The sequence below is a fragment of the Streptomyces seoulensis genome, from assembly GCF_022846655.1.
Lineage (GTDB): Bacteria > Actinomycetota > Actinomycetes > Streptomycetales > Streptomycetaceae > Streptomyces.
Window position 1 is genome coordinate 441,489 of the sequence record NZ_AP025667.1, and the last position, 12,955, is coordinate 454,443.

The window sequence follows — 12,955 nt, forward strand, 5'->3', positions numbered from 1 at the left end:
GCCGTCACACCCCGCCGTGACAAGCCCAGGTGGCCGCCCCCGGCCACGCGTGGCCGGCGTGTCCGGTCAGTCGCGTGGCGCGGGCGGCCGGGAGCCGTACCGGGCCTGCTCCGACGCGCACGCACCGTCCCGGAAGGCCGCGCGGCGACCCCTCAGGCGACCCGAGGGCGCGCCCTTCCCCCGTGGCGGGCGGCCGCCAGGAGACCGCGGAGGGTGCTCAGCCAGCCCACGGCCACCAGGGCGGCGGCGACGGCCAGGCCGAAGGCGCCGTTGAGGGGCATCACGATGCCCACCGCGCCGCCGAAGACCCAGGCCATCTGGAGGATGGTCTCGGAGCGGGCGAAGGCGGAGGTCCGGACCGCCTCGGGGACGTCCCGCTGGATCAGCGCGTCCAGCGACAGCTTGCCCAGGGCCTGGGCGAACCCGGCGACGGCGGCGAGGCAGGCCACCAGCACGGCGCCGAAGAACAGGGCGGCCACGACGGTGGCGCCGAGCGCGACCGCCACGACCGTCACGATGATGATCTCGGGCCCCTTGGAGCGCAGCCACGCCCCCACGGCCGTGCCCAGCGCGTTGCCCGCCCCCGCCGCCACACCGACGATGCCCAGCGAGACGGCCGCGCTCTCCCCGGCCAGGGGATGCTCGCGCAGCAGGAACGCGAGGAAGAAGATCAGGAAGCCGGACAGGCAGCGCAGCGCCGCGTTGGCGCCCAGCGCGTGGGTCACGGAGGGCCCGACCGTGCGCAGTCCGGGCCGCTTGCTCTGCTGCCGTCGCCGCGGTCCGTGCAGATGCTGTTCGTCGGCTGCCAGCAGCGCCACGTCCTCGCCCTTGGCCGAATCCACCTTCCTGGGCAGCGAGAACGACAGGAACGTACCCGCGACGAAGATCACGAAAGCGCCGTAGAGCGGCCAGGGGTCCCCGACCGTCTGGAGCCCCGCCCCGACCGGCGCCGCCACGCCGGTGGCCAGCAGCCCGGCCAGCGTGACCCGCGAGTTGGCCTTCACCAGGGAGAACGCGGGCGGCAGCAGCCGGGGCACGACCGCGCTGCGCACCACCCCGTACGCCTTGGACGCCACCAGCACGCCGAGCGCGGCCGGATACAGCTCCAGCCCGCCGCTCGCCACGGCCCCCGACAGCACCAGCGCCAGCAGCGCGCGGGCCAGCATCGCCCCGGCCATCGCGGCCCGCCGCCCGTGCGGGAGCCGGTCCAGCAGGGGACCGATGACGGGGGCGAGGACCGTGAAGGGCGCCATGGTGATGGCGAGGTAGAGCGCGACCCGGCCGCGGGCCTCGTCCGTCGGCACCGAGAAGAAGACCGTGGAGGCCAGCGCCACGGTGATCATGACGTCCCCGGCGCCGTTCACCGCGTGCAGTTCGATCAGTTTGCCGAGCCCCGACTCGCCCGCGCCGTGCGCGTGCGTGACTTTGCGGATGCCGCGCGCGGTGCCGGTCACCGGCAGGTGCAGGGCACGGCCGACGGAGCGGACGACACCGCCGACGCGGCCCGAACCGCCGCCACCGCGCCCCCTGTCCGTGGCTGCCACGTGCTTCATAGTGCCCCGAGCGGCCGTCCTATGGGCGGTTTGCGGCCAAGCGAGTCGACCCGGACTCCCTCGCGAACCACCGGTCCGGAACCCGCCATGCGGCCGCGGACTGTCCCCCACCACGGGCGACGGGGTAGCGTGCGTATCTCAGCCATAACGCAGAATGGATGGCAGAGGTGCGCCCGCGCGTGATCGGACGCGGACGTCGATGCGGCCCACAGGTCCGCTCCGTCCGCTTCACCGCCGGAGGGCATCCGCACTCGTAGACGGCGTAGGAGAGAAGCGATACCTGTGAGCGCAGCGACCACGCGAAGCCGCACCCCTGACCGCCTGTGCGCCGAGGCGATCGACCTCGCGCGCACCGCAGCGGAGGAGGCGGCCGCTCCCGGCGTCGTCGGTGAGCACATCGGCGTGGTGTCGGAGGGTGACCGTGTGGTCACCCACTTCTTCGAATGCAAGGAACCCGGCTACCGCGGCTGGCGGTGGGCCGCCACGGTCGCCCGTGCCTCCCGCGCCAAGATCGTCACCCTGGACGAGGTCGTGCTGCTGCCCGGCCGCGACGCCCTCCTGGCCCCCGAGTGGGTGCCCTGGAGCGAGCGGCTGCGCCCCGGCGACCTCGGCCCCGGCGACCTGCTCCCCACCGACCAGGAGGACCTGCGCCTGGAGCCCGGCTTCTCCGGCGAGGAGGAGCTGCCGCCGAACTCCGCGCTGGCGGAGGGCCTGACCGAGCTGGCCGAGCGCGAGGACGCCGACGTCACCCCCGGCAGCCCCGCCGTCCAGTCCACCGTGCCGGCGCGCGGCTCGATCACCTCGGTCGCCGAGGAACTGGGCATGCGCCGCGCCCGCGTGCTCTCCCGCTACGGCCTGCACGTCGCCGCCGACCGCTGGGAGGAGGCGTTCGGCCCCAAGACCGCGATGGCCCAGGCCGCCCCCGCCACCTGCGCGAGCTGCGGCTTCCTCGCCCCGATCGGCGGCTCGCTGGGCCAGGCGTTCGGCGTCTGCGGCAACGAGTTCTCCCCGGCCGACGGCCGCGTGGTCTCCCTCGCCTACGGCTGCGGCGCCCACTCCGAGGCCGCGGTCATGCCGACCCCGCCCCGCCCGCCGCTGCCCGTGGTGGACGAGACCCGGCTCGACCCCTTCCCGCTCCGGCCCGCCGCCGACTCCGGCTCGGTCCCGGCCGAGGGCGACGACGAAGCGGCGGAACTGGGCCACTCCTAGCGAAGGCCGGGCACGCCCGACCGCGCGTACCGAGCGAAGGAACTGGCCGTCAGGTCGCTGTACCTTCGGACTCACGTCGATGATGGAGAGTGAACGTGAGCAAGTACGTGCGGCCGGCGGCCGAGGGCGCCGACCCCTTCGGCACCGCCCGTCTCCGCCGCGGTGTCCTCGACGCCTGGGCCACCAGCCCCGCCCGGTTCCGTGAGGACGCCAACGCCGAGGAGGACCTCGTACTCGGCGGCTACCGGGACCGGCTCGTGGTGGAGCTGGCCCAGAACGCCGCCGACGCCGCCGCCCGCGCGGACACCCCCGGACGGCTCAGGCTCACCCTCCGCGACGGCGTGCTGATCGCCGCCAACACCGGCGCTCCCCTGGACGCCGCCGGTGTCGAGTCGCTCTCCACCCTGCGCGCCTCCGCCAAGCGGGAGCGGTACGACGAGCACGCCACCGTCGGCCGGTTCGGCGTCGGCTTCGCCGCCGTGCTCTCCGTGACCGACGAACCCGCGCTGGTCGGCCGGCACGGCGGGGTCCGCTGGTCGCTCGCCGAGGCCCGCGAGCTGGCCGCCGACACCGCCCGGCACAGCCCCGGCCTCGGCGACGAGGTGCGCCGCCGCGACGGCCACGTCCCGCTGCTGCGCCTGCCGTTCGCCGCCGAGGGCACCGCGCCGGACCCGTACGACACCGCCGTCATCCTGCCGCTGCGCGACGCGGCCGCCACCGGTCTGGCCGAGCGGCTGCTCGACGCCGTGGACGACTCCCTGCTGCTCGCCCTGCCGGGCCTCGAAGAGGTCGTCATCGAGGTGGACGGGCAGGAGCCGCGCACCCTCGGCCGCCGTACCGAGGACGCCGTCACCGTCGTGGACGACTCCCGCGACGGCACCACCCGCTGGCGCACCGTCAGCGCCCACGGCCCCCTCACCGCCGACCTCCTCACCGACCGTCCGGTCGAGGAGCGGCTGCGCCCGCACTGGTCGGTGACCTGGGCCGTGCCCGAGGACGGCGAAGGCCGGCCGGTACGCCCCCGCACCGCGCCCGTGCTGCACGCCCCCACCCCCAGCGACGAGGCCCTCGGCTTCCCCGGCGTGCTCATCGCGTCCTTCCCGCTGGACACCACCCGACGGCACACCGCCCCCGGCCCGCTCACCGACTTCCTGGTGGACCGCGCGGCCGACGCCTACGCCGAACTGCTCGCCGGATGGCGGCCGGTGACCGAGGGCGCCATCGACCTCGTCCCCGGCCCGCTCGGCAAGGGCGAGCTGGACGGCGCGCTGCGCCAGGCCGTGCTGCGGCGGCTGCCGCGCACCGCGTTCCTGCCCCCGGCACTGCCCCCGCAGGGCGACGACGAGCTGCCCGAGGCGCTGCGACCGAGGGACGCCGAGATCGTGGAGGGCGCGGGCGCCGAGACCGTACGCGTCCTCGCCGAGGTGCTGCCGACCCTGCTCCCCGCCGGCCTGGAGCGCCGCCCGGAGCTGCGCGCGCTCGGCGTGGCCCGGCTGCCGCTCGCCGACGCCGTGGACCGGCTGGCGGGCCTGGAGAAGGAACCCGAGTGGTGGTGGCGGCTCTACGACAGCCTCGCCGGGGTCGACCCCGAGCGGCTGTCCGGGCTGCCCGTGCCGCTCGCCGGGACCGGCCGGACCACGATCGGCCCCCGTCAGGTGCTGCTGCCCGCGCCGGACGCCACCGCGCCGGACGCTGAGGTACTGGGCAGGCTCGGTCTGAAGATGGCCCATGCGGACGCCGCCCACCCCCTGCTGGAGAAGCTGGGCGCGCTGCCCGCCACCCCGCGCGCGGTGCTCACCACCCCGCAGGTCCGCGCCGCCGTCGCCGCCTCGCTGGACGACGAGGGCGGGGCGATGTGGGAGGAGGACGCCCCGGACGCCGAGGAACTGGCGGACACCGTGCTGGCGTTGGTCCGCGACGCGGGCCTGGAGCCCGGTGACGAGCCCTGGCTCGGCGCGCTCGCGCTGCCCGACGAGGACGGCGAGCTCGCCCCGGCGGGCGAACTGGTCCTGCCGGGCAGCCCGTTCGCCCGGATCATCCGCGAGGACGAACTCGCCGCCGTCGACGCCGACCTGGCCGGGAAGTGGGGCGAACAGCCGCTGGCCGCCTGCGGGGTGCTGGCCGACTTCGCGCTGGTCCGCGCCACCGACGTCGTCCTCGACCCGGACGAGCTGGAACCCCGCGACAGCGACTTCGCCGAGCCGGACGACGCCGGGCTGCTGGACGCCGTCGACGTCTGGTCCGAGGACATCCTCGACCGCTTCCCGGACAGCCCGGTACCGCCCGTCGCCACCGAACTCGTCGCCGTGCGCGACCTGGACCTGGTGGACGACGACCGCTGGCCCGAGGCGCTGGCCCTGCTGGCCCAGCCGCCGCTGCGCGACGCCCTCGTCCAGCCGGTCCGCGTCCTCCTCCCGGACGGCACCCACGAGGTCGTACGGCCGTACACCGCCTGGTGGCTGCGCGGGCACCCGGTGCTGGACGGCCGCCGCCCGGCGGGCCTGCTCGCCGCCGGCGGCGACCCGCTGCTGCGCGGCCTGTACGACGAGGCGGACGCCACCGGCTTCGCCGACGAGCAGGTGCTGCGCGCCCTCGGGGTGCGCACCTCGGTGGCCGCGCTGCTGGACGAGCCCGGCGGTGCCGCCGAGCTCCTCGACCGGCTCGCCGACCCCGACCGTGCCGTCACCCCGGTCCAACTGCACGGGCTGTACAGCGCCTTGGCCGACCTGGAGCCCGAGCAGGTGACACTGCCGGACGAGGTGCGGGCCGTGCGCGACGGCCGGGCGGTCGTGGTGGACGCGCGGGACGCGGTGGTCGTGGACTCGCCCGACCTGCTGCCGTTCACCTCCGGCATGCCGCTGCTGCCGGTCCGGCCGTCGCTGGCGGCCGCGCTGGCCGAGCTGTTCCAGGTGCGGCGGCTGAGCGAGTCCGTCACCGGTGCCGTGGACTCCGAGGGCGCCGAGCGCGAGGTGCCCGAGCCGGTACGGGCGCTGCTCGGCCCGCGCACCCCGGACACCTATGCCGAGCACGAGGAACTCGTCGTGGACGGCGTCGAGATCGACTGGCGGCTCACCGACGACGGCGTGCTCCACGCGGCCACGCTGGAAGGCGTCGCCGCCGGGCTCGCCTGGGCGGCCGCCCAGTGGCCGCGCCGCTTCGAGGTGGCCGCGCTGCTGGAAGACCCCTCCCGCACCGAGGAATTGGCGCGCGACCGCTGGTTCGACTGACCCCGACAGTTCGTGCGCGAAACTTTTACCTCTCGTGCAACCTTTTCTCACTCCCGTTTGTCATGTCTGCTGAGTCTCCGTACTCAGCAGACATGACAAGAGCGCCCGGCGGCACAGAGCCGCGGCCGTGCGCTCCTCGACGGGGGGAACCTCATGCGTATCCGTACCAGCCTGGCCATCGCGACCGCCGCCGGTGCCGTGGCCCTCGGCGCGTTCGCCGTCCCGGCCGCCCAGGCCGACGAGGCGCCGGCCGCCACCAAGGTGTCGTCCTTCGTGAACGGCGTGAAGGCGGACGCCGCCGCCAAGGCGGGAACGAAGGCGGGCGTCAGGTCGGGCGTGCGTTACGTCGACGGCGACGTCACCATCGACAAGGTCACCGTCAACGGCAACGAGGACATCGTGGCCGGCACCTCCGCGGTCAAGACCGTCAACGTCTACGTGACGGCGACCGACCCGGAGGGCATCTACGACGCCGACGCCATGCTGTGGCACGGCACGGACTTCGAGAACGACGTCGACGGCGCCGTCATCCCGGAGCAGGAGTCCGACTGCGACTACTGGAGCGCCACCTCGGCCACCTGCAAGATCACCCTGAAGGTCGACCCGAAGTCGGACCTGTGGGACAGCGCCCTGGCGGGCAAGTGGAACGTGTACGCCGCCGCCATCGGCAACGACGGTGACCTCATCGAGGACGACAGCTACAAGAACGTCTGGATCAAGCGCGCCGCGCAGATCACCTCGATGAACGCCGCGCCGGAGCCGGTGAAGAAGGGCAAGACCATCACCGCCACGGCCAACCTGAGCCGTGCGAGCTGGTCCTACCTGAAGTACTACGGCTACGGCAGCCAGTCCGTGCAGCTCCAGTTCGCGAAGTCCGGCAGCAGCACCTACACCACCGTCAAGACCGTGAAGACCTCCTCCACGGGCGCCCTCAAGACGACGGCCACGGCCAACGCGTCCGGCACCTGGCGCTTCTACTTCCCGAAGAACGGCACCACGTCCGCGGCGACCTCCGCGGGTGACTACGTCGCCGTGAACTAGTCCGACCGCTCTTCCACGCCCGGCCCCGGAGACCGCCAGTCTCCGGGGCCGGAGTGCTGTCGGTGCCATGACGTGGCTATGACGTGGCCATGAGCAGGCAATCCACCGGCAAAGACCGTCTCCGGAAAGCGCATGCCGTACAACTCGCGGTCCCCCTCGCCGATCTGATCACCCGAGTCGACCGACTCACCGATCACTTCTCCCTCAGAGGGAACCGCACATGCGCATACGTGCCACCGTGGCCGCCGTCACCGGCGCCCTGGCTCTCTCCGCCTTCGCCGTCCCGGCCGCCCAGGCCGCGCCCGCCGACGGCACGCCGTACACGATGAACGTCGGCTTCTCGAACCTGAAGATCGCCTCGTCGATCAAGGTCGGCACCGGCAACGAGGTCAGCACGACCTACTCGTACACGCTGACCCACGGCGCGGACGTCGACGCGACCGCGGCCGACTTCTACACCGACGCCTACCTCTACCGGGGCTCCCTGGACGACCCGACCGCCACGGTCGAGGGCGACGACTACGCCACCTGCAAGTACGCCACCGCCACGACGCTCACCTGCACCGGCACCGTCGACATCTACCCGGCCGACGGCGACCTGACCTACGCCGACGCCGGGAAGTGGTCGGTCGCCGCGGAGGCGACCGCCCTCAACGGGCAGGACGAGTCCGACCCCGACTACGACAAGGTCGGCTTCAAGGACCAGGGCGGCCTGGCCACCACCAGCCTGCTGCGCTACTCCAAGCTGACCACCGACGCCGCCCCGGAGCCGGTCAAGAAGGGCAAGACCCTCACGGTCACCGGCGCCCTGACCCGGGCGAGCTGGGACTACAAGAAGTACTACGGCTACTCGGCCCAGTCGGTGCAGCTCCAGTTCGCCAAGAAGGGCTCCAGCACCTACACCACGCTGAAGACCGTCAAGACGGACACCGCCGGCAATCTGAAGACCACCGTCACCGCCTCGGTCGACGGCTCCTTCCGCTACGTCTTCGCGGGCTCGTCGGACACGGCCGCGGTCACCGCCACGGCCGACGCCGTCGACGTGCAGTAACCCTCACACCGGGAAGCGGCGGCCGACCCATCTCCAGACGACCTCCAGGGCGGCCGCCGCCACCACCGCCACTCCGACCGCCGCCCACGGCATCGTGTTGCCGACCAGGCGCAGGGCGAAGAAGTCCTGCAGCCAGGGAATGGTCAGCACGAGGAGGAAGGCGCCACCCATCGCGGCCACCAGGGCCAGCCGCCACCAGGTGTAGGGGCGGGCGATGATGGCGAGCACCCACATCGAGATCAGGAACAGCGTCAGGGTGGCCGCGCTGGTCTCGGCGGCCAGCGCGTCCGCGCCGGTGTAGTGGTGCCGGGCCAGCAGATACGTCACGAAGGTCGCCACCCCGGCAAGCAGCCCGCCGGGTATCGAGTACCGCATGACCCGGCGCACGAAGTGCGGCCGCGCCCGCTCCTTGTTCGGCGCGAGGGCCAGGAAGAACGCCGGGACGCCGATGGTGAGCGTGGACAGCAGCGTCAGATGCCGGGGCAGGAACGGGTACTCCACCTGCCAGGCCACCACCAGCAGCGCCAGCAGCACGGAGTACACCGTCTTCACCAGGAACAGCGTCGCCACCCGCGTGATGTTGCCGATCACCCGGCGGCCCTCCGCGACCACCGAGGGCAGCGTGGCGAAGCTGTTGTTCAGCAGCACGATCTGCGCCACCGCGCGGGTCGCCTCCGAGCCCGAGCCCATCGAGACGCCGATGTCGGCGTCCTTCAGGGCCAGCACGTCGTTCACCCCGTCGCCGGTCATCGCCACGGTGCGCCCCTCGGACTGGAGCGCGCCGACCATCTCCCGCTTCTGCTGCGGGGTGACCCGGCCGAACACCGTGGCCCGGTCCACCGCCTTCGCCATGTCCGCCGGGTCGGCGGGCAGCCGCCGCGCGTCCACCGCCTTGCCGGACAGGCCCAGCTTCCGCGCGACCGCGCCGACCGACACCGCGTTGTCCCCGGAGATCACCTTGGCCTGCACGTCCTGGTCGGCGAAGTAGCGCAGCGTCTCCGCCGCGTCCGGGCGCAACCGCTGCTCCAGCACGACCAGGGCCACGGGCCGGGCCCCGCGCGCCGGGTCGGGACCGTCCAGGTCGCGGGCGGCGCGGGCCAGCAGCAGGACCCGCAGCCCCTGTTCGTTCAGCCGGCCGGTCTCGGCGAGCGCCGGGTCCTTCGGGGACAGCAGCACATCGGGTGCGCCCAGCAGCCAGCCGGTGACCTCGCCGTCGCCCGCGCGGAAGGCGGCCCCGCTGTACTTGCGGGCCGAGGAGAACGGCAGCGTGCTCACCAGGCTCCGGTCCCCGTTCCCGCCGGCGCCCTCGCCGTCCGGATACGCGTCGATGATGGCCTGCAACGAGGCGTTGGGGCGCGGATCGGACGCCCCCAGCGCGGCCAGCACCTCGCGCACCCGGCTCTCGTCGGCCCCGTCCAGCGGCTTCAGCGCGGTCACGTCCATGCCGCCCTCGGTGAGCGTGCCGGTCTTGTCCAGACAGACGGTGTCCACACGGGCCAGGCCCTCGATGGCGGGAAGCTCCTGCACCAGGCACTGCTTGCGCCCGAGCCGGACCACTCCGATGGCGAAGGCCACCGAGGTCAGCAGCACCAGCCCCTCCGGCACCATCGGGATGATCCCGCCGATGGTCCGGGCCACCGAGCCCTTGAAGTCGTTGCTCTTCACCACGAGCTGGGTGACGATCAGGCCGAGCGCGGCCGGGATCATCATCCAGGTCACGTACTTCAGGATCGTGGAGATGCCGGACCGCAGCTCGGAGTGGACCAGCGTGAACCGGGACGCCTCCTCGGCGAGCTGCGCCGCGTACGCCTCCCGGCCCACCTTGGTCGCCTGGAACGCGCCGCCGCCCGCGATCACGAAGCTGCCCGACATCACCTGCTCGCCGGGATGCTTGACCACCGGGTCGGCCTCGCCGGTCAGCAGGGACTCGTCCACCTCCAGGCCGTCGGCCTCGGCGCACACCCCGTCCACCACGATCTTGTCGCCGGGCCCGATCTCCACCAGGTCGTCCAGCACGATCGAGCTGGTCGGCACCTGCTCCGACCTGCCGTCCCGGCGCACGGTCGGACGGGTCTCCCCGATGACCGCGAGCGAGTCCAGAGTCTTCTTCGCCCGCCACTCCTGCACGATCCCGATGCCGGTGTTGGCGAGGATCACGAACCCGAACAGGCTGTCCTGGATCGGCGCGACGAACAGCGTCACCACCCACAGCACACCGATGATCGCGTTGAACCGGGTGAACACGTTCGCCCGCACGATCTCGCCCAGCGAGCGGCTGCTGCGCACCGGGACGTCGTTGACCTGCCCCCGTGCCACCCGCTCCGCCACCTCGGCGCGGGTCAGGCCGGCCGGCCTGGTGCCGGGCGGCGCGACCGGGTGCACGGGGTCCAGTCCGGCACCCGAGTCGATATGCGTCATGCATTCGACGTTACGTGCGGAATGCCCGCTTCACCTGCCGGGCGGGCGGATCTCCGGGTAACGCCAGGGGCGCCCCCGAGGTGTCTCGGGGGCGCCCCTGATCACGCGGTGGATCAGCCCAGCGCGGGCGGCCCGTCGGCGGCCCCGGTGCCCCAGGAGGAGGGCGCCGTCCCGACCGTGAAGGACAGCGAACGGTGCGCCCGCAGCTCCCCGGTGGTCAGATACGTCCGCCCGTACGGCGTCCCGTCCAGCCGCGCCGACCGCACGTAGCGTGCGTCCGCCGAGGTGCCCGGCGCGGTGATGGTGAGCGCGCCGTGCGGGTAGTAGCGGCGGTCCAGGGTGAGGTCGACCCGGTCGAACACCGGGGTGGACAGGCCCCAGGTGTCGTAGCCGGGCTGCACCGGGAAGACGCCGATCGACGACAGCACGTTCCAGGCGGACATCGTGCCCAGGTCGTCGTTGCCGGTCATGCCGGTCGGCCCGTCCGTGAACAGGGTCAGCGCCGCGTGCACCACGTCCGTCGTCTTCCACGGCTGCCCGGTGGAGAGGTACGTGTACGGGGCGATGAGGTCGGGCTCGTTCTGCGGGTTGTACTTGTCGGCGTTGTAGTAGTCGTACGGCCCGTTCACCCACACCTCGCGGGCGGTCTTCGCGGGGTCCTCGGTCAACTGTCCGTAGGCGAAGAAGGAGTCGAGCCGGTCGTTGGCCGCCTGCTTCCCGCCGATCAGGTCCACCATGCCGGGCAGGTCCTGCGGCACGAGCCACTGGTACTGCCAGGACGTGCCCTCGTGGAAGCCCTCGCTCCCCGCGGGGTCGGCCGGCCCGGTGAAAGCGCCGGAGGCGTCACGGGCGCGGAAGAACCCGTTCGAGGGGTCGAAGATCCGCCGGTAGCCCTGCGCTCGCGCGGCGTACCGGTCCGCGTCCGCGCCGTGTCCGAGGTCGCGCGCCATCCGGGCCAGCATCGCGTCCGACAGGGCGTACTCCAGGGTGGCCGACGCGCCGTGGTCGTAGTCCGAGTCACCGGGCTTGGCGTGCGGGCGGTCCTTGACGTACGGGGCGAAGCCGTCGGCGATGTACTCCCGGTTCGCCTCCCGGCCCACGGCCGGCGAGTCCGCGGGCGGCACGCCGTCGGCGTTCTTCCTCAGCGCCTTGTAGGCCCGCTCCTCGTAGCCGTGCAGCAGGCCCTGCTGATAGGCGTTGGTGAGGAACGGCGTCACCGGGTCGCCGGTCATGATGTTGGTCTCGACCGTGCCGTAGCCCCACTTGGGCAGCCAGCCGCTCTCCTCGTCGATCCGGATCACCGAGATCGCCATGTCCCGCGCCTCACGCGGCGCGAGCAGCGACAGCAACTGGGACTGGGTGCGGTAGGTGTCCCACAGCGACCAGTTCTGGTAGTACGTGAAGCCCTGGGTGCGGTGGATCTTCTGGTCCCAGCCGGTGTAGCGGCCGTCCGTGTCGCTGCCGATGTTCGGCGCGAGGAACGAGCGGTACAGCGAGGAGTAGAAGGTGCGGCGCAGCGTCTCGCCCCCGCCGCCCACCCGTACGTCGTCCAGCCGGTCCTCCCAGGCCCGCCGGGCCGCGTCGCGCACCGCGTCGAAGGACCGGCCGCCCTCCGCGCGCAGATTGCCGAGCGCGCCCCGCGCGTCCACGTAGGACAGCGCGGTGGTGGCCTCGACCGTGCGGTCCTCGGTGGTGTCGAACCGCAGGTACGCCCCGTCCGCGCCGGTCTTCGCGCCGTCGGTGACGGTCGCGCCGGTCCAGGTGCCGTGGGCGGTGAAGGGACGGTCGAAGCGGGTGACCGTGTAGAGCGTGTAGGGGAGGGTGTCCTGGCAGAAGCCGCGGCCGGTCAGCCTGGTGCGCACGGTGTGGTCGTCGAGGATCTCGACCTCGGTGGCGACCTTGGTGTGCAGTGACTGGCCCGCGTTGAGCAGGACGTTGGCCTTGTCGGTGGCCGGGAAGGTGTAGCGCTGGACGCCGGTGCGGGCGGTCGCGGTCAGTTCGGCCTCGATGCCGCTGTCCAGCCCGACGCGGTAGTAGCCGGGGCTCGCCGATTCGTCGTCGTGGCTGAACCTCGCGGCGTAGCGGGCGTAGTCGGTGGTGGTGACGTCGCCCGTGGTGGGCAGCACCGGCAGGTCACCGCCGAGGCCGCAGCCGACGCCGGAGAGATGGACCAGGGAGAAGCCCCGGATGTGGTCCTGGGCGTAGTCGTAGCCGGTGTTGTGGCCGGTGTCGGGGGAGAGCTGCACCATGCCGAACGGCACGGCCGCGCCGGGGTAGGTGTTGCCCTCGTTCTGGGTGCCGATGAACGGGTTGACGAGATCGGTCAGCCGGGCGGGCGGGTCGGCCTGCGCGTGGGCGGGGGTGGCCAGCAGCGCGGTCGCCGCCAGTGTCCCGGCCATGAAGCGACCGATATGCCGTGTCCATGTCATGCAGGAACCTCTGAGGTGGTGGGCCGG

General features: G+C 73.0%; 7 protein-coding genes. 4 read left to right on the top strand and 3 right to left on the bottom strand.

Annotated features, from left to right (window positions below):
- Positions 1-152: 152 nt before the first annotated feature.
- Positions 153-1,553, bottom strand: coding sequence for an MFS transporter (locus tag HEK131_RS02200; RefSeq protein ID WP_244333476.1), 1,401 nt, complete (start codon positions 1,551-1,553; stop codon positions 153-155).
- Between the two features lie 282 nt (positions 1,554-1,835).
- On the opposite strand from HEK131_RS02200, the gene HEK131_RS02205 reads away from it, so the two are divergent.
- The 4 genes from HEK131_RS02205 (at position 1,836) to HEK131_RS02220 (ending at position 8,081) form a co-directional block, all read left to right on the top strand.
- Entirely contained in the window at positions 1,836-2,762 is a 927-nt protein-coding gene (locus HEK131_RS02205; protein ID WP_217461336.1) for a DUF3027 domain-containing protein, read from the top strand.
- Between the two features lie 95 nt (positions 2,763-2,857).
- Positions 2,858-5,989, top strand: coding sequence for a sacsin N-terminal ATP-binding-like domain-containing protein (locus HEK131_RS02210; protein ID WP_244333477.1), 3,132 nt, complete (start codon positions 2,858-2,860; stop codon positions 5,987-5,989).
- A gap of 153 nt (positions 5,990-6,142) precedes the next feature.
- Entirely contained in the window at positions 6,143-7,030 is an 888-nt protein-coding gene (locus HEK131_RS02215; protein ID WP_217461334.1) for a calcium-binding protein, read from the top strand.
- A gap of 220 nt (positions 7,031-7,250) precedes the next feature.
- Positions 7,251-8,081, top strand: coding sequence for a hypothetical protein (locus HEK131_RS02220; RefSeq protein ID WP_217461333.1), 831 nt, complete (start codon positions 7,251-7,253; stop codon positions 8,079-8,081).
- Between the two features lie 3 nt (positions 8,082-8,084).
- Here the strand turns inward: HEK131_RS02220 and HEK131_RS02225 are convergent, their stop codons facing one another.
- Both HEK131_RS02225 and HEK131_RS02230 read right to left on the bottom strand, forming a co-directional pair.
- Positions 8,085-10,499, bottom strand: coding sequence for an HAD-IC family P-type ATPase (locus HEK131_RS02225; RefSeq protein ID WP_244333478.1), 2,415 nt, complete (start codon positions 10,497-10,499; stop codon positions 8,085-8,087).
- Positions 10,500-10,612: 113 nt separating this feature from the next.
- Positions 10,613-12,928, bottom strand: coding sequence for a GH92 family glycosyl hydrolase (locus HEK131_RS02230; RefSeq protein ID WP_244333479.1), 2,316 nt, complete (start codon positions 12,926-12,928; stop codon positions 10,613-10,615).
- Between the last annotated feature and the right edge of the window lie 27 nt (positions 12,929-12,955).

Coding starts and splice junctions, on each gene's coding strand:
- HEK131_RS02200 (WP_244333476.1), bottom strand. CDS start 1,553: ATGAAGCACGTGGCAGCCACGGACAGGGGGCGCGGTGGCGGCGGTTCG.
- HEK131_RS02215 (WP_217461334.1), top strand. CDS start 6,143: ATGCGTATCCGTACCAGCCTGGCCATCGCGACCGCCGCCGGTGCCGTG.
- HEK131_RS02220 (WP_217461333.1), top strand. CDS start 7,251: ATGCGCATACGTGCCACCGTGGCCGCCGTCACCGGCGCCCTGGCTCTC.
- HEK131_RS02225 (WP_244333478.1), bottom strand. CDS start 10,499: ATGACGCATATCGACTCGGGTGCCGGACTGGACCCCGTGCACCCGGTC.
- HEK131_RS02230 (WP_244333479.1), bottom strand. CDS start 12,928: ATGACATGGACACGGCATATCGGTCGCTTCATGGCCGGGACACTGGCG.